The following is a 16,355-nucleotide window of genomic DNA, read 5'->3' on the forward strand; positions in this document are numbered from 1 at the left end:
GACAATGAGCGGCAATGGCCTGTCGATTCTGCCCCGACCAGCGGGCGGATAGGCTGATTTGCTCTTCTTCAAACTCTGCCATTTGCTGATCGTTAAGGTGATATTTACCCTGATAATATTCACGGTACTTAGCGCGTGAAGCGAACTGGCGCTGGCCCGGTGAGTGATCCATCAGAGATACCAATGAAAGCTCTGGTTGCATCATCAGTTCTTCAAACAGTGGCAAGGTGCTGTCATGAGGTAATTCACAGCGCAAATGAATTCGATGCTCGGCTCGATTCAATCCTGACCGCTGGCTCTCTACCACGGCGTTAATCATTTTTTGCAGATTATCCAGCCGATGGCCACCATCCCGCACATCGCCAACCGCCACGGCATCCAACACGGTAGTTATCCCGCTGGCAACCATTAGCGCATCGTGGCTGCTCATGGCCGAATGTGCTGGCCAATCCACATTGGGGCGGGGGGTGAAAAACTTGTCGAGATTATCGGTATGCAGCTCGATCAACCCCGGCAACAACCAGCTATTTTGTCCATCAATGGCCGCTGAAAGTTGTGTCGGATGATCACTGTAACTGCGGATCACCCCTTGGTGGATTTCCAGTGATCCGCTGACCACCTGATCCTCGAGAATAAGATTGACGTTGTTGAAGATCATGATGGGATCTCTGTGCTGACGTGAGAGGGGGGGGGTGTCATGGTCAGTAAGCGGTCACTGACATGATTGCGTACTTTTTCATCGTGGAAAATACCGACAATTGCGGCTCCGCGCTGTTTAGCTTCATCAATCAGCCTGACCACAGCGGCGCTGTTGGTGCTATCGAGAGAAGCCGTCGGCTCATCCAGCAGCAAAATGGGATAATCGACAATAAACCCTCGCGCGATATTAACCCGCTGTTGCTCGCCGCCGGAGAAGGTAGAAGGCGCCAGATCCCACAACCGCGGTGGCACATTAAGTCGCGTCAACAGATCCTGCGCCCGCTGTTGGCAGATTTGCCGATCAACCCCCAATTCCAGCAGGGGCTGCATCACCACATTTAATGCACTGATTCGTGGGATCACCCGCAAGAATTGACTGACCCAGCCCACCGTATGACGGCGCACCGCCATAATTTGCCGGGCTTGCGCGCTCACCATATCCAGCCATTCTCCCTGATGTTTCACCCAGATATGCCCGCTGTCGGGTAAGTAATTGGCATATAAGGAGCGCAGTAGGGTGGACTTTCCGCTGCCGGAGTGGCCGTGCAGCACCACACACTCACCACTGCCAACTTCCAATGAAGTTTGATGCAGCACCGGCAGGCGAATACCGTGCTGGTGGTGTAACACAAAGGTTTTACTGAGATTTTCAACTTTCAGTTGTAGCATAGGCAGCTGTAGGGTGTTCATAGTCAGTTCTCACTCAGTTTTGTAATACCGATGAAACCAGTAGCTGGGTATAAGGGTGGTGCGGGTCATCCAGCACCCGGTCAGTCAGGCCACTTTCGATAACTTGCCCCTCTTTCATCACCAGCAGACGGTTAGCCAATAAGCGGGCAACCCCCAAGTCATGGGTGACAATCACCACCGCCAATTGCATTTCCACCACCAGATTGCGCAGTAAATCCAGCAACCGTGCTTGCACTGACACGTCCAGGCCACCAGTCGGTTCGTCCATAAATACCAGCTTCGGATGTGTCACCAGATTGCGGGCAATTTGCAGCCGCTGTTGCATGCCGCCGGAGAAGGTGGTGGGCAGGTCATCAAGACGGGATAAGGGGATCTCGACATCTTCCAGCCAGCGGCCTGCTTGTTGGCGTATCTCGCCATAATGGCGCTGGCCAATAGCCATCAGTCGCTCGCCGATATTACCGCCCGCCGAGACCTGTGGCCGCAGCCCATCGAGTGGGTGCTGATGCACTACGCCCCATTCGGTGCGCAGTAAACGGCGGCGTTGGCTTTCGGGCATCTTATATAAATCAACAGCTTGTTGCGTGTCTGGGCGATAAAGAATTTGCCCCTGTTGCGGTGCCAGGCGGGCTGAAATGGATTTCAGCAAGGTGGTTTTGCCAGAACCTGATTCACCCACAATCCCTAACACTTCGCCGGGATACAGTTGGAAAGAGACATCACTGAACCCCTTACCCGGCGCATACAAATGGGTTAGATTCTCCACCGACAACAGTGGGTGAACAGCAGAGGGTTTGGAAATAACCTGTTCAATGTTCATTGAATATTCACCTCTTGTGTGGCGGCCTGAGCCAGTTGCTGCTGGCAAAAATCAGTATCCGAACAAACAAACATCCGGCTGCCCTTATCGTCCATCACCACCTCATCGAGATAACTGTGGTGCGAGCCGCACAAAGCACAGGGTTCATCCCATTGCTGCACGCTAAAGGGGTGATCGTCGAAATCCAGACTTTCCACTTTGGTAAAAGGTGGCAGGGCATAAAGGCGTTTTTCACGACCGGCCCCAAACAGTTGCAGCGCGGGCATCATGTGCATTTTGGGATTATCAAATTTCGGAATGGGTGACGGGTCCATCACATAGCGATCATTCACTTTCACCGGATAGGCGTAGGTGGTAGCGATATGGCCGTAGCGAGCGATATCTTCATATAGCTTGACTTGCATTACGCCGTACTCCTCCAGCGCATGCATTTTGCGCGTCTCGGTTTCACGCGGTTCAATAAAGCGCAGCGGCTCCGGGATCGGTACCTGATAGATAAGGATCTGATCCTCCGTCAGCGGCGTTTCTGGAATGCGGTGCCGGGTCTGGATCAAGGTAGCGTCAGTAGTTTTTTCAGTAGTCGCCACTCCGCTGACCCGCTGGAAGAAGCGGCGGATCGACACCGCATTAGTGGTGTCATCGGCTCCCTGGTCGATCACTTTCAGCACATCGTAACGGCCAATCAGGCAGGCGGTTAGCTGAATGCCACCGGTGCCCCAACCATAAGGCATCGGCATCTCACGGCCGCCGAATGGTACTTGATAACCGGGGATGGCCACGGCTTTCAGTAACGCGCGGCGCAATGTTCTTTTGGTTTGCTCGTCCAGATAACCCAGATTGTAACCGGTGAGAACGTCAGTCATGGCGCGGCTCCTGTTGTTCTGCGGCTACGGATGAATGCTCACGGCGCAGGCGCTTGAGTAACTCCAGCTCCGCTTGAAAATCAACGTAATGAGGCAGTTTGAGATGAGAAACAAAACCGGCGGCTTCGACATTGTCGGCGTGGGATAACACAAACTCTTCATCTTGCGCCGGGCTGGCGACATTTTCGTCGTATTCTCGGCTTTGCAAGGCGCGATCCATTAAGGCCATCGACATGGCTTTGCGCTCACCACGACCAAATACCAAACCGTAACCGCGAGTGAAATGCGGGGGTTCTGCTGCCGGGCTGACAAAACCATTCACCATTTCGCATTCGGTGAGTAAGATCTCACCGATATCAATGGCAAATCCCAGTTCTTCCGGCTCAATTGAAATGGTCAGCTCGCCGGTGCGGATCTCGGCGGCGAATGGATGAGTTCGACCATAACCGCGCTGGGTGGAATAGCCCAGCGCCAGCAGGAAACCTTCATCACCGCGCACCAGCTGTTGCAGCCGGGCTGAGCGATTACACGGATAAACCGGTGGGTTGCGGGTGATATCTTCCGGCGGGGTGCCGTCATCCCGCTCAACTTTTGCTAATTGCTGTTGCGCTAATAAATCAAACACATGAGCGCAATTATTTTGCGATACATCTTCTGGCGATATTTCCCTGCGATTGAGCACATGCGGGGCTTCACCCGAGGCTAGCAGGGTGAAATCCAGTAGTCGATGGGTGTAATCATAGGTGGGGCCGAGCACTTGCCCGCCGGGCAAATCTTTGTAAATGGCGGAGATGCGCCGCTCCAGCCGCATATTGCCCGTTGCCAGCGGTTGACTGACCGCCAGACGCGGTAATGTGGTGCGGTAGGCGCGCAGTAGGAAAATCGCTTCGACCAGATCACCGCTGGCTTGCTTGATTGCCAATGCAGCCAGCTCGCGATCATAGATACCGCCTTCAGTCATCACCCGATCTACCGCCAGACCTAGCTGTTGCTCAATCTGTTCGCAATCGATAGCCGGGATCTGTGTATCACCACGGCGCTGCTGTTCGAGTAATTGATGGGCTGCCGCAATGGCTTTTTCACCCCCTTTGACTGCAACGTACATCAGCACACCTCCACATGGGTGGTTCGTGGGATAGCCATTAGGTTCTCGCCACAGGTCAACAGGAAATCGAGGCCCGCAGGGAATGCGGTCGGGCGGTTAAGCAGGTAATTCAGCACGATAGAGGGCAATTGCGGAGCCACAGTGCGGTGGTGCTCAATTCCCGGCCCGCGCAAGCGCAGAGGCACACCAAGGTGCAGACTTGTGGCCTGAAGAATAACAGTGGTGGAGTGCTCTGGCGAAAGTTCACTACCCGCCGGGCAGCTAATCAAGAGTTCTTCTTTTATCTCATTGTCAAATAAAGAAAAAAGTGAGTTTTTGATGCTGGTTGTCAGCGGCGCTCCGCAATGAAAACGTATATTCTGTTGTACGGCATCGCTGTTGAGCGGTTCATCCAAGTAGAGCGGCGTTTCCTGATCAACCAAGGTCAGCAGGATGCTGGTGGTGGCGGGATTTAATGGCTGCCAGCCGCTGCGATGGGGCAGTGAAACGACAACTCCTGGTTCGCTTAATGCCTTGAGAATACGGCGAAAAGCGTGCTGAGCATCATCAACCGGCTGGTCGAAATGGTTTAATAAGCTCATTAATCCTCTCCTCGCACCAGAGTGAAGAAATCCACCTTACTGGTGGCAATAGCGCGGGCACGCAATTCCCGCCGTTCCTGCTGTATGGCCGCCAGCGGATGAATGACGGTTTTCAGTAGCAATTCACTCAGACCGGCTGGTTTTCCGTTAAGGGTGGAAAGCTGCAATAACGCATCTAATAGCGCGCAAAGTTCTGCATGGGGTTTATTGCGCCCGGCAATGTAGCTGTAACCATAGATATCTGCGCTGTCGTTGAGTTTGATTACCGCGCGGGTGAGTGTCATATCGCCCAGAATAAACCGCCGACCAGTGCCGCCCATTCGCGCCTGTAATTGGCTCAAACCAATCTCGGGCGCGCGAATCACCTGATATTGCGGTGCCAGATTCAAGGGCTGCCAGTGGGCAAGTAATTGCACCGGTTGGCTGTGGGCCAACACTGACATCCAGCCCTGCCGAGTGTTCGAGATACTTTCCATTTAGTGCTCCATGGTCAGTTCAATCATGTCGGCGCGCGTCAGGCTGACGGAGTACTCCGCCACCTGCTGGCTATCAACACGGATATTTAAGGTGCGCACACAGAGCAGCGCGGCATGAGTGGCAATCTCAAGTAAACGGCTCTCTTTGGCCTGGGCACGGCGTGCGCTAATGCGAGTCTGGCTACGGCTTAAAGGCTGTTGTAGATGTTGGCTGATGAATTGATGCAGCGAGCCGGAGTTAAACCGCTGCAATGCGGGCCACCAACTTAAATCTGGCAGGTAGTGATCGATAACACAGACCGGGACACCATTGACCCGCCGTAAGGTGCGTAAATGGATCACGGTCGTCCCTTCATCCACTGACAGCGCTTTGGCGACGTGCTCAATACACGGGCGTAAAACCGCGAGTAAGCGCTCACTGGTGGGGTCACTACCCTGATCTAATAAGTTTTGGCTAAAGCGCGCATTGGCATGCAGCGGGTAGTCATAAGGGCGCATTAACACCAGAATGCCGATACCTTGCCGACGTTGTAGCCAGCCGCGCTCGACCAGTTCGTCGACGGCTCGACGCAGGGTATGGCGATTGACCTGATAACGTTCAGCTAACTGCTGTTCTGACGGCAGATAATCCCCGCAGCGATAAGCACCGCGCAGTTCCTGCTCTAACTGGGCCGCAATTTGTTGATAGCGGGTGGGATAACTGGTCGGTGGTCTAGATAAGTGCATGGCAGATAACCCCTCTGTGTGAATCATCACTTCTGACGGCCATCCACAATGAAACGCAAGGAGGAATACTGATAAGCAGGTGGCGGATTGTCATGGTGATAACCAGTAAGTTTTCTCACCCGCTATGCTGGCGGTTTTTAATGACAGTAGGGTTAAGCTGAGATGGCGGAACGATGAAATCTTGCGGTTGTTGGTAGGGTTTTTTATGGGCTAAAAAGTGGTGCTTATAAGAAAAAGTTTTATCGCATTATCAATCTGATACATATCGCCACGATAAATTTTCATTTTAAACAAAAAATAAACATTGTCTTAACTTGAGGGAAACATAAGTGTCTCTTATAGTTAATTTACGCCGCTGTGGCGTTCTCTCTGGGGGATTTTACTATGTGCCCTAAAAATATCAGCCGTCTGAGCAAAATAAGTTTGGCAATATTACTGGCTTGCTCACTCGCGGCATGTAGTGGAAGTGGTGGAGGTTCTCACAATACTGCGAAGAACAATTCAGGTCAGACAACCGGAGGAACAGGTTCGGGCAGCGGTGGTGGTACTGGCTCTGGAGGCGGCACCGGCGGAGGGACAGGTGGTGGTACGACTGCGAATAATTCTGCGGTTGGCAATGTGGTCAGTGGTGTTGGCACTGCCGTCGATGGGGTAGGCAATACTGTCAGCGGTGTTGTTAGCCAAACCCCTGTAGGTAGCTTGCCAATTGTTGGTGGTGGTTTGGTTACTGTCGTCGATAGTGCGGGTAATGCTGTCAGTGACGTCGGGACCGGTTTACATAATGGCGTCGGTCAATTAGGAAATAATCCTAATGCATTGGGCACTACGGCTGCCGGTGTACCGAAGGCCGTGGCTGATGTTGGTACCGGTGTTTCAGGATTAGGTGGAACAGTTTCAGGTATCGCTGCCAATACGCCATTGGGCGGTGTTACCGGTACCGCAGGTGGGTTAGTTGATAAAACCGGTGGTGCTGTCACTTCTATCGGTAATGGATTGGCGCAAGACCTGCAAACAGGAACGACGAGTAAGCTCACCACAGCAGCAACCGGGATAGTGACGCCAGTCGTGGGCCAGGTACAAGATATTACTCAGACCGTTGGTTCAACCACCGGTATTGGCGCGCCAGTCAATAATTTACTGACCGCTGTTGGCGGCACTATTGTGACGACGGGGACTCAAGTGGGTACCAGCTCGCCAACGTTAGCGGGTGTTGGACAGGTACTGCAAGGCAGTGGGCAAGCCGTTGAGAAGGCGGGCGGTTTAGTTACTCCGCCAACATCAACAGGTGGTTCGAATGGCTTGCTGGCAGGTGTAACCAATACACTGACTCCTTCATCGGGTAACAGCAACAACGGCTTGTTGGCCGGAGTGACAAATACCGTCGGGGGTGTGACGGGGGGCTTGAACGCCAGCCTTTCTGCTAACGCTAATGCTAATGCCAACACCAGTGGCGGAGCATTAGGGGGGATTGGCGGAATATTGAAGCCGAAGTCTAATTAATTTTATCCCTTTAAGACTCCCCTTTTAGTCGGGGGAGTCTTGCTACATCTACACCTGTTACATATAAATAATAAAAATCGTCACAATTATAATTTAATGTGCGTATAAGGAAATATTCTATGGCTAATAGAGTGTGGATATTATTTTTATTGGGTGCAGGAAGTGCATGGCAGTTCAGCGCGCTCGCGAATACCGTCCCCATGTTAATTGATCAGAATAACCCTTCCAAAATATCGCGTGATATTTCCCGGCCACCAGCACCTCGAGCTGTGGCTCCAACGATTGCAATTCCAGCGCCAGAACCCAGCTCTAAACTAACACTGGATACTTTAATTGATGTAAAACATATCCAATTTATCGGTGGCACCCAATATGACATTAATATACTCAGCGAGCCATTTACGCCTTATATTGGCAAAAAAGTATCATTAAAAACACTGCTTTTAGCCACGCAGTCTATTACAAAAATGTATCAGCAAGATGGCTATATTCTCTCTTATGCTTATTTGCCGACTGATAATTTTACCGATGGCACATTAAAAATAGGGTTGGTTGAGGGCTATATTGCCAACACGCGTATCCAAAGTGAAAATGCGGCAATAGGGCGCTGGCTGACCAAGTTGTCACAGCGCATTATGGCCGAGAAGCCGCTGACACAGAACACCTTTGAACGTTATAGTATTTTGATGAGCCGCACACCGGATACTAAAGTGATCGCCACGGCTAAAAACCCGGATAATATTTATGGCGCAACATTATTAGATATTAAAGCTGATCATCCACGTAATTGGAATGTCAGTACCGCATTGGATAGCCGCAAAGGTGTTTACAGCGGGGTACTCAATGCAACTTTAAGTGGCTTTACACCTTATGCAGAGCAATTGGGTGTCGCAACATTATTACCGTTAGACAGCAAAAATCGCGACCAGTATTTAGGTGTAAACTATCAACAATATTTAGGTAGCAATGGCTTATTACTGCAAACCCGTGGCAGTTATTATAAACAAGAGCCGAAAGATTATACCGATGTTCTGACACTATTCCCTGATAATATCACATTATCAAGCCGCACCCAGCAGACACAATATACCGGTGGTGTGGTGTTAAGTTATCCACTGGAATTAACCCGCAAGCGGCAATGGACGGTGAGTGGGGGAGTCGATTATTTAGGAAAAAGTTATAATCTAAAAAGCCGGGCCCGATTTAATAACCTGAATAATACATTACTTGATTTAGAAGAACAGAATCAACGGATGCGCTATCCGGCAGCCGAATTGGCACTGTCGGGTTATCAGGAATATACCCAATCTTATTGGAGCACCCGCGCCAGTGTGCGCAAAGGGATAAACGGCGCATTGGCCTCCAGCTCAGTTCCTTGGGGAGACTTAGGTTTTACCCGCTGGAAGCTCACCGGAGATGGCGCGTATTTAATGGCCGAAAAATGGCGACTGAGCGCCTCGGCGGAAGGTGACTGGTCTGACAATGATTTACCAGAAGCAGAGCATGTGACTTTTGGTGGGTTACGGTTTGGCCGAGGTTATCCAGATGGTGAGGCTGTGGGGGATTATGGCTATGGCGGACAGGTAGAAATGCGCTATATGCATAATCGAGAAAATGGCCATTGGCTGAAAACCATTCAACCTTATGCGGTGCTGGATACAGCACACACGTGGTATAACTCACCGATATTTCGCGCACAAAAATTGGCTTCTTACGCGGTGGGGGTGACCTTTGGTGATAACAAACACTATTCATTATCAGTGGAAGGGGCGAGGCCGATTGGCGACCTGCCCAGTGATAGTTCGCGCCGTGATTGGCGGTTTAATGCGACCTTAACCTATAACTTTGCCAATTGATTTAAGGCTATCTTTCTTGCCATTCTAAGATTGGGCAGTGCTCGCATCCTCACGTACTACGTGTACGCTCCGGTTGCTGTGCGCTGTCCGCACTTAGACTGACGGCGACGATTACGCCTTCCCGGCTGAGATAGATCTCTTTTACTAACGCAAATGATGGATAACCTGATTGCCGCTGCCGCGCCAAATAAGCGATGGGTCTTTGAGGTCTTGTACAAATTTACCATCGACCAGTACATTTATTAAATCAACCACTTGCTGTTGGTCGGCGGTCAGTTCTGCCAGTGTATAGCCGGTCCAAACCCAGATATCTTTACCGTCGCACTCTTGGTGTACGCGTTTGACCAGTTGCAGAATGGCGGATAGATTCTGGGGATGCAGCGGGTCACCGCCGGAGAGGGATAGCCCTTGACGATGGATACGGGAGTCATTCAGATCCGCAATTATCCTATCTTCCATTTCTTGGGTAAATGGTTTACCCGAATTCAGTCGCCAGGTGCTTTTGTTATAACAGCCGACACACTCATGCACACAGCCGGAGACAAACAGCGTGCAGCGGGTGCCGGGGCCGTTGATAACATCGACACTATAATATTGATGATAGTTAATAATTACTTGTCCAATATGTTCCCCTTCGTACTTGAAGCTACAGGGGTGTTCGCTGCGTTCACAAACCCGAATCACTTACTGATGTAAGCTCATCGGGATTTATTCGCTTGCTGCCTACCTGCAACTCCAATTCCTTTGGGGGCGATTAATATTATTGGGGTAATTTCAATATTGAAAATCAGCCCAGTTGTCCATTAGCCAAATGCTTAACGCGGCGCTTCACTTCTTCTTGTTTGCCGGCGTTAAAGGGCCGCGCATCCGGGCTGCCCAAATAGCCACATACTCGACGGGTGACCGACACTTTCGACGGCTCATGATTACCACATTTTGGGCAGGTGAAACCCTTGCTGGTACAGGAAAATTCGCCGGTAAAACCGCACTCGTAGCATTCATCAATCGGCGTATTGGTGCCGTAATAAGGCACTCGGCTGTAGCTGTAATCCCAGACATCTTCCAGCGCTCTGAGGTTATGCTGCAAGTTAGGGTATTCGCCGTAACAGATGAAACCGCCGTTAGCCAATGGAGGATAAGGTGCTTCGAAGTCCAGTTTGTCGTATGGGTTAACTTTCTTTTCAACATCCAGATGGAAGCTGTTGGTGTAATAGCCTTTGTCGGTGACACCTTCTACCACGCCAAATTCGGCGGTATCCAGGCGGCAGAAGCGGTCACACAGGTTTTCACTCGGTGTGCTGTACAAACTAAAGGCGTAGCCGGTTTCTTCTTTCCACTTATCAGTGGCTTGTCTCATGCGTTCGACGATAGCCACGCCTTTTTCACGTAATTTTTCGTCATCAAAGACATGGGATTGATTGCCAAACAGAGCATTAACCGTTTCATGAATACCAATAAAGCCCAGCGAGATAGATGCACGGCCATTTTTAAAAATTTCTGAAATATTATCATCCGCTTGCAAGCGCACACCACAAGCCCCTTCCATATACAAGATAGGTGCCACGCGGGCTTTGATCCCTTCGAGTCTGGCAATGCGGGTCATTAAGGCTTTCTTCGCTAATAACAGGCGCTCATCCAGCAATTGCCAGAATTTATCTTCATCGCCTTGAGCTTCCAATGCAATACGCGGCAGGTTAAGGCTGATAACTCCCAGATTGTTACGGCCATCGTGGATCTGCTTGCCCTCTTCTTCATAGACGCCGAGGAAGCTGCGGCAGCCCATGGGGGTTTTGAAAGAGCCGGTCACTTTAACCACTTGATCGTAATTAAGAATATCTGGGTACATGCGTTTGGTGGCACACTCCAGTGCTAACTGTTTGATATCGTAGTTAGCATCGCCAAATTTATGGTTAAGGCCATCGCGGATAGCAAACACCAGTTTCGGGAACACCGCGGTTTTACGGTTTTTGCCCAAACCGGCAATGCGATTACGCAGAATCGCCTGCTGAATCATGCGCGATTGCCAACTGGTACCCAGCCCAAAGCCGAAGGTGACAAACGGAGTTTGGCCATTGGCGGTATGCAGGGTGTTGACTTCATATTCCAGTGATTGGAAAGCGTCGTAACACTCTTTTTCGGTGCGTGACATGGCATAACCGGCGGCATCCGGAATCTGCCATTCTTCAGCGACAGCCTTATGTTTGTTAAAGCTTTCAGTGACAAACGGCGCCAGAATTTCATCGATGCGGTTAATGGTTGTGCCGCCATAGATATGGCTGGCGACCTGCGCGATAATCTGTGCGGTTACGGCGGTGGCGGTAGAAATGGATTTTGGCGGCTCGATTTCCGCATTACCCATTTTAAAACCTTGAGTCAGCATGCCATCAAGGTCAATCAACATACAGTTGAACATGGGGAAGAACGGCGCGTAATCCAAGTCATGATAATGAATTTCACCACGTTCATGCGCCAAGACCACGTCTCGTGGCAAAATATGTTGTTTGGCGTAGTGTTTCGCGACAATACCGGCCAGCAGATCACGCTGAGTCGGGATGACTTTGCTGTCTTTATTCGCATTTTCGTTCAGTAGCGCTTTGTTACTTTGCTCTACCAAACCCCGGATTTCCTGATTCAGGCGACCACGCAGTTCACGCGAGATATCCCGGTCATGGCGATACTCAATATAGGCTCGGGCGAGCTGCTTGTATTGACCGGCCATCAGTTGGTTTTCTACCGCAGTTTGGATGTCGCGGATATCAACTTTCGGCTGGTTCTCCATCGTCTGAGCGACCACACGGGCAACAGTTGCACAATAATCTGCGTCTACCACGCCAACAGCTAAGGCTGCGCGCTCGACAGCTTCCTTGATTCGCACCTCATCAAAAGGCACCTGACAACCGTCCCGTTTAATCACTACTGTTTTCACAATGTCGCTCCTGTGTACTGCCGCAAAGGTTACCCACAAGACAATCTTATCCACCACACAATCTTATCCACAAGACAAGCCGCAGCACATAAGGGCTGCGAGGAGGATGTGGATGGTTTTGTGGATAACTACTACATATGGGCTTTTAAAACATTATAAGCACTATATATAGGTGACAGTAAACAAGTTTGACTTAGGACAAGGAAATCGGCGTTAGGTTACTCCCTGTTCAGATCACCCCAAAATAGATATTTTTATGCCACCTTTTTGCACAAGACGACATAAGTCAGTGATAATGAAGGTTCTGCTCTCTGCTAAACCATTTGGAATTGCGTTATCAAGGTCTGGTCAGAAAAAGTCAGAGTTTTTCCGTACAAAATGCAGTCAATTAATCCTATGATTGATAAGGTTCGTGCCGATGACCGCATTGAATTACCGCTCAAGCAGACTCAGCCCGCGCCACAAAATGAAAAATTAGCCAATGAAGATCTACAGGCAAAACGCGCGGCCAGCTTTGCCACCGGTTCAGCTCAAATTCTGAGTGCCAAAGATCCACACCAGACATTGTTATTACGCAGTGCACATTATGCCGGACAAACACTGCAAAACTGGCTGGAAAGTTACGGCGAAAAATCCAGAGTGAAACTTAATCTGGATAAAATCTGGGCTGAATAGGCATGAGATTATCTCCGCCTGGGCGCTAGCCGTTGCTGGGGGTTATCGGGCTGGCGTGAGGCGCCTGAGCTGATAACTTATCAGGCCAAACCGGCGAATGGTTTTGATCTCCAGGCGCAAGCCGGTCTACGTTTTGATAAACCACACTAATATCTTCTCTATCTCACAAAGGATCACCATGTCATTTAACATTAGCAATCGCGTTGCCGTTATATTCACTAAACTTTCGGGTGGAAACATATCGACTAAAAGAGCCAACCGAATAGCAGCGAAACTAGAATCTGTGAAAAATATACCCAAGATTATTACTAATGCATTAATGAAGAAACATAATGCCCATCCTGAATTAGGTATTAATTTTAAATTGGCACAATTTGAGATCAAAAAATCCGAATCAATACTTGAGTCCGGCATTAAATCACAGCACATGAAAATAGAAGAAAAAGAAGAACTAATTTCCAATTTTGGGAAGAAGCGGGCAGAACTAGTAAACAGTATCTATTGTGGTAATACTAATACTAATGTCAGACTGGCAATAGGCATTACTCTGGAAAAAAGATTCAAAATAGATTTCACCACCAATAGAGAGATAGAAAACAATATAGCTGACCTAAGATACCGTTCAAGTCAGTCAATAGATGATGAAAAAATCCTGTTAAACAATATGATATCACAATGTCATAAACAGATTGCTGAAAATACAAGAAACATAATTACAGTTATTATTGATGTGGCAAGAAAGAACCAGAGCATACTTTCTTCAGCATCCAAACAGGCTCTTCAAGAATATGATGATTTGGTTAAGGCATATAAATCAGCGCCTGACTTCATTGAAGAAAAAGAAACATACATTGATAAACTTGAAATAATGAAGGGTAATGTTAGTGCTGAAGCAGATCAAATAGAACATTTGCAAGTTATACATACCGCTACCCAAGTGATAAAAGAGACTAATGAGGTACTAAGCACAGTGCAAGAGAGCAATGCGCAGCTTGCGGATTCGGTCAAGGCGATCATGGTACCAGAGCTACAAAAAAGCGCTCAAATAAATGCTGCAATCTTGGGTGAAAATAAGACGGACGGTAAGACTGCTGATGTGGAAGAGCAAAGTATATCTTTCCCAGACGTGCCGCAGCATAAGCCCAAAAATAAGCCCCAAAATAATCCCAAAGTCAAAGTCCTCCAGTGACTCCCTGTATCAGAATCCAGGTAAAAATGAAATAATGAGGTGATTAACTCTGTTGGCTTTAGTTTATCGAACTCCGGAAAATGGGGGGACACGATCTATTCGGACTCCCGAACCGGAGCACCTAATTTTACCCCATAAAATGTTCCGCCAACTCAAGATCCCGCCGCGTAAACTCTCTCACAATTTTCCCACTCTCCATCATGGCTGCGCGCTCGGACATATGTGCCACCACATCACTGTCATGGCTGACCAACAAATAGGTCATACCGTGTTCGCGTTTCAAATGATTGAGTAGATTGAGGATTTCCGCTTGCACTGACATATCTAATGCTGAGGTCGGTTCATCCAACAGCAGCAGTTTCGGCCGCAATAGCAGGGCGCGGGCGATGGCAATGCGCTGGCGCTGGCCACCGGAAAATTGATGCGGATAGCGCTGTGCCGCAGACGCCGGCAAGCCCACTTGTTCTAAAGCTTGGTCAATACGTTGTTGGATTTTTTGCTCACCGTGAATCTTTAACGGCTCACCCAGTGTGCGCTGAATATTATGTTGTGGATGCAGTGACGCATAAGGGTCTTGGAATACCATCTGCACATCTTTACGCAATTGGCCGATGAAACGTTGCCCCGGTTGCAATGGTTGGCCCAGCAAGGTTATCTCGCCTTGCCACTCCCGCTGTAAACCGGCCAAAGTACGTAATACGGTAGATTTACCGCAGCCAGATGCCCCAATCAGGCTGAATGTTTCACCTGCTTCAACCGCAAAACTGACCGACTCAACCGCTGTTTTTAGCTGATTCTTTTGGGCAAAGCTGACTTGTAGATTTTTGACTTCAATCAGTGCCACGGGAACCTCCAGAGAAATCAGTGCTGCGATCTAATACCGGCAGATCCTTGCCATAGGTACTGGCATTCGGGCGGCAAGCCCATAAGGTATGGGTATAAGGATGAGTAGAATGGGGCAGGTCAGCCGCCGCGCCTTGATCCACCAGTTTCCCCTGATACATCACCAACACGCGATGGCAATGCTCGGCGACTAACGGCAGATCGTGGCTGATCAACAACAAACTCATATTGCGCTGCTCAGTCTGTTCGACAATCAACTCCAGTATTTGATTACGCAATTTGGCGTCCAATGCGGAGGTGGGCTCATCGGCAATTAATACTCGTGGGTTATTCACTAAAGCGATAGCTAACATGGCCCGTTGGCCCATACCGCCGGAGAGTTGGCCGGGGTAACTGTGCCCGGCATTTTCATTGAGCCCGACCGAGGCTAGCGTATTCAATACTCGCTCGCGGGTATCCGCGCGGGAAAGCGTATTATGGAGCAGTAGGGATTCTTCAATTTGTTTCCCCACGGTGCGTACTGGATTCAGTGCATAGCGCGGGTCTTGCAGCACCATAGCAATTTCGCTGCCACGTAATACGCCCCATTGCTTCGGTTGCAACTGCAATAAATCGTGCTCGATAACTTGACCTGAATTGCCCTGTTGATCGGTGTTATCAGCATAATAACTGAGCTTTTTAGCACTGACTTTGCCCGGAGCACGAACTAATCCCATTAATGCTCTGGCAGTAATGGATTTACCCGAACCGGACTCGCCCACCAGTGCTACCCGCTCGTAGCCGAGATGGAATGAAATATTATCCACCACTCGCTGCTGCTGGAAATCGACACAGAGATTGTCGACGGCAAAAATTTTATCAGTCATGGTGAGGGTCCAAAATATCGCGCAGGCCATCGCCTAACAGATTAAATGCCATGCTGCTCAGTAAGATAGCGCAGCCCGGAATCGCGGCAATCCACCATTGGTCAAAGATAACCTGCATGCCGTCAGCGACCATAGAACCCCATTCCGACATCGGCGGGCGCGCGCCCAACCCGAGGAAGCCAAGACCTGCCGCAGCCAGGATAATACCGGCTAAATCCAATGCCAGGCGCACCACCGCTGAAGGAAGGCACATCGGGAGAATATGGCCCCACAGCAACCGCAATCCTTTGATTCCCATCATTTCAGCGGCTGCCAGATAATCACTTTTACGTAATAACTGAATCTCAGCTCTGGCCTGACGGGCATAGGCCGGCCAAGTGGTCAGAGCCAATGCCAGCGCACCGTTAATTAAACCGGGGCCAAGCATGGCAACAAAAGCAAAAGCCAGAATCAGCCGTGGCATCGACATCACCACATCGGTAACGCGCATCAGAATACGTTCGAGCCAGCCGCCGTAATAACCGGAAAGCACCCCGACCA

At 49.8% G+C, this 16,355-nt stretch carries 18 protein-coding genes; 5 read left to right on the plus strand and 13 right to left on the minus strand.

From position 1 onward, the window contains the following. The 8 genes from phnM to phnF form a co-directional block, all read right to left on the minus strand. Window positions 1–658 (minus strand): alpha-D-ribose 1-methylphosphonate 5-triphosphate diphosphatase (phnM, locus tag ACNSO8_RS10600; RefSeq protein WP_418394580.1); only part of this gene is annotated, 658 nt, incomplete at its 3' end. Continuing rightward, entirely contained in the window at window positions 655–1,389 is a 735-nt protein-coding gene (phnL, locus tag ACNSO8_RS10605) for a phosphonate C-P lyase system protein PhnL (protein WP_418394581.1), read from the minus strand. The genes phnL and phnM, both read right to left, overlap by 4 nt. A gap of 13 nt (window positions 1,390–1,402) precedes the next feature. Further along, window positions 1,403–2,209 carry a phosphonate C-P lyase system protein PhnK gene (gene phnK, locus ACNSO8_RS10610; protein ID WP_418394582.1) on the minus strand — a complete coding sequence of 269 codons (807 nt, stop codon included), beginning with the start codon at window positions 2,207–2,209 and terminating at the stop codon, window positions 1,403–1,405. Beyond that, complete coding sequence (locus tag ACNSO8_RS10615; RefSeq protein ID WP_418394583.1) at window positions 2,206–3,072, minus strand: alpha-D-ribose 1-methylphosphonate 5-phosphate C-P-lyase PhnJ; 867 nt, start codon at window positions 3,070–3,072, stop codon at window positions 2,206–2,208. Before ACNSO8_RS10615 ends, phnK begins: the two co-directional genes overlap by 4 nt. Continuing rightward, window positions 3,065–4,177 carry a carbon-phosphorus lyase complex subunit PhnI gene (locus tag ACNSO8_RS10620; protein ID WP_418394584.1) on the minus strand — a complete coding sequence of 371 codons (1,113 nt, stop codon included), beginning with the start codon at window positions 4,175–4,177 and terminating at the stop codon, window positions 3,065–3,067. The genes ACNSO8_RS10615 and ACNSO8_RS10620 overlap by 8 nt, the downstream gene beginning before the upstream one ends. Continuing rightward, window positions 4,177–4,758 carry a phosphonate C-P lyase system protein PhnH gene (phnH, locus tag ACNSO8_RS10625; protein ID WP_418394585.1) on the minus strand — a complete coding sequence of 194 codons (582 nt, stop codon included), beginning with the start codon at window positions 4,756–4,758 and terminating at the stop codon, window positions 4,177–4,179. The genes ACNSO8_RS10620 and phnH overlap by 1 nt, the downstream gene beginning before the upstream one ends. Continuing rightward, window positions 4,758–5,234: a phosphonate C-P lyase system protein PhnG gene (gene phnG / locus ACNSO8_RS10630; protein ID WP_418394586.1), complete on the minus strand. Its 477-nt coding sequence runs from the start codon at window positions 5,232–5,234 to the stop codon at window positions 4,758–4,760. The genes phnH and phnG overlap by 1 nt, the downstream gene beginning before the upstream one ends. Beyond that, a complete protein-coding gene (gene phnF / locus ACNSO8_RS10635) occupies window positions 5,235–5,960 on the minus strand; it encodes a phosphonate metabolism transcriptional regulator PhnF (protein WP_418394587.1) in 726 nt (241 codons plus the stop codon). 384 nt (window positions 5,961–6,344) lie between these two features. Here phnF and ACNSO8_RS10640 point away from each other — a divergent pair, with 384 nt between their 5' ends. After that, window positions 6,345–7,460, plus strand: coding sequence for a collagen-like triple helix repeat-containing protein (locus ACNSO8_RS10640; RefSeq protein ID WP_418394588.1), 1,116 nt, complete (start codon window positions 6,345–6,347; stop codon window positions 7,458–7,460). A 119-nt stretch (window positions 7,461–7,579) separates the two neighbouring features. After that, window positions 7,580–9,316 (plus strand): ShlB/FhaC/HecB family hemolysin secretion/activation protein, encoded by a 1,737-nt coding sequence (locus tag ACNSO8_RS10645; protein WP_418394589.1) that lies wholly within the window; start codon window positions 7,580–7,582, stop codon window positions 9,314–9,316. Window positions 9,317–9,460: 144 nt separating this feature from the next. Here ACNSO8_RS10645 and nrdG read toward each other — a convergent pair whose 3' ends face one another. Both nrdG and nrdD read right to left on the minus strand, forming a co-directional pair. Next, window positions 9,461–9,925: an anaerobic ribonucleoside-triphosphate reductase-activating protein gene (nrdG, locus tag ACNSO8_RS10650; protein WP_418394596.1), complete on the minus strand. Its 465-nt coding sequence runs from the start codon at window positions 9,923–9,925 to the stop codon at window positions 9,461–9,463. Window positions 9,926–10,103: 178 nt separating this feature from the next. Further along, the gene (gene nrdD / locus ACNSO8_RS10655) at window positions 10,104–12,242 is read right to left on the minus strand and encodes an anaerobic ribonucleoside-triphosphate reductase (RefSeq protein ID WP_418394590.1); all 2,139 of its coding nucleotides are present in this window, start codon (window positions 12,240–12,242) and stop codon (window positions 10,104–10,106) included. Between the two features lie 396 nt (window positions 12,243–12,638). Here nrdD and ACNSO8_RS10660 point away from each other — a divergent pair, with 396 nt between their 5' ends. The 3 genes from ACNSO8_RS10660 to ACNSO8_RS10670 are packed head-to-tail and all read left to right on the plus strand — an operon-like array spanning window position 12,639 to window position 14,106. Continuing rightward, complete coding sequence (locus tag ACNSO8_RS10660; RefSeq protein ID WP_418394591.1) at window positions 12,639–12,917, plus strand: hypothetical protein; 279 nt, start codon at window positions 12,639–12,641, stop codon at window positions 12,915–12,917. An 18-nt stretch (window positions 12,918–12,935) separates the two neighbouring features. Continuing rightward, on the plus strand, window positions 12,936–13,067 hold the full coding sequence (locus ACNSO8_RS10665; RefSeq protein WP_418394597.1) for a hypothetical protein: 132 nt from the start codon (window positions 12,936–12,938) through the stop codon (window positions 13,065–13,067). A gap of 28 nt (window positions 13,068–13,095) precedes the next feature. Beyond that, entirely contained in the window at window positions 13,096–14,106 is a 1,011-nt protein-coding gene (locus ACNSO8_RS10670; protein WP_418394592.1) for a hypothetical protein, read from the plus strand. A 127-nt stretch (window positions 14,107–14,233) separates the two neighbouring features. On the opposite strand, the gene ACNSO8_RS10675 is transcribed toward ACNSO8_RS10670, so the two are convergent. From ACNSO8_RS10675 to ACNSO8_RS10685, 3 genes are all read right to left on the minus strand, one after another. Then, complete coding sequence (locus ACNSO8_RS10675; RefSeq protein ID WP_418394593.1) at window positions 14,234–14,950, minus strand: ABC transporter ATP-binding protein; 717 nt, start codon at window positions 14,948–14,950, stop codon at window positions 14,234–14,236. Continuing rightward, window positions 14,937–15,815: an ABC transporter ATP-binding protein gene (locus ACNSO8_RS10680; protein ID WP_418394594.1), complete on the minus strand. Its 879-nt coding sequence runs from the start codon at window positions 15,813–15,815 to the stop codon at window positions 14,937–14,939. Before ACNSO8_RS10680 ends, ACNSO8_RS10675 begins: the two co-directional genes overlap by 14 nt. Continuing rightward, window positions 15,808–16,355, minus strand: a 548-nt coding sequence (locus ACNSO8_RS10685) for an ABC transporter permease (protein ID WP_418394595.1), incomplete at its 5' end; no start/stop codon positions are given. The genes ACNSO8_RS10680 and ACNSO8_RS10685, both read right to left, overlap by 8 nt.

This window comes from Yersinia sp. LJYL362 (genome assembly GCF_048323875.1).

Bases quoted from the DNA above. Each gene is read 5' to 3' on its own strand.
- phnK (WP_418394582.1), bottom strand. From the start codon at position 2,209: ATGAACATTGAACAGGTTATTTCCAAACCCTCTGCTGTTCACCCACTG.
- phnF (WP_418394587.1), bottom strand. From the start codon at position 5,960: ATGCACTTATCTAGACCACCGACCAGTTATCCCACCCGCTATCAACAA.
- ACNSO8_RS10640 (WP_418394588.1), top strand. From the start codon at position 6,345: ATGTGCCCTAAAAATATCAGCCGTCTGAGCAAAATAAGTTTGGCAATA.
- ACNSO8_RS10680 (WP_418394594.1), bottom strand. From the start codon at position 15,815: ATGACTGATAAAATTTTTGCCGTCGACAATCTCTGTGTCGATTTCCAG.
- phnL (WP_418394581.1), bottom strand. From the start codon at position 1,389: ATGAACACCCTACAGCTGCCTATGCTACAACTGAAAGTTGAAAATCTC.
- ACNSO8_RS10620 (WP_418394584.1), bottom strand. From the start codon at position 4,177: ATGTACGTTGCAGTCAAAGGGGGTGAAAAAGCCATTGCGGCAGCCCAT.
- phnH (WP_418394585.1), bottom strand. From the start codon at position 4,758: ATGAGCTTATTAAACCATTTCGACCAGCCGGTTGATGATGCTCAGCAC.
- ACNSO8_RS10615 (WP_418394583.1), bottom strand. From the start codon at position 3,072: ATGACTGACGTTCTCACCGGTTACAATCTGGGTTATCTGGACGAGCAA.
- ACNSO8_RS10660 (WP_418394591.1), top strand. From the start codon at position 12,639: ATGATTGATAAGGTTCGTGCCGATGACCGCATTGAATTACCGCTCAAG.
- phnG (WP_418394586.1), bottom strand. From the start codon at position 5,234: ATGGAAAGTATCTCGAACACTCGGCAGGGCTGGATGTCAGTGTTGGCC.
- ACNSO8_RS10645 (WP_418394589.1), top strand. From the start codon at position 7,580: ATGGCTAATAGAGTGTGGATATTATTTTTATTGGGTGCAGGAAGTGCA.
- ACNSO8_RS10670 (WP_418394592.1), top strand. From the start codon at position 13,096: ATGTCATTTAACATTAGCAATCGCGTTGCCGTTATATTCACTAAACTT.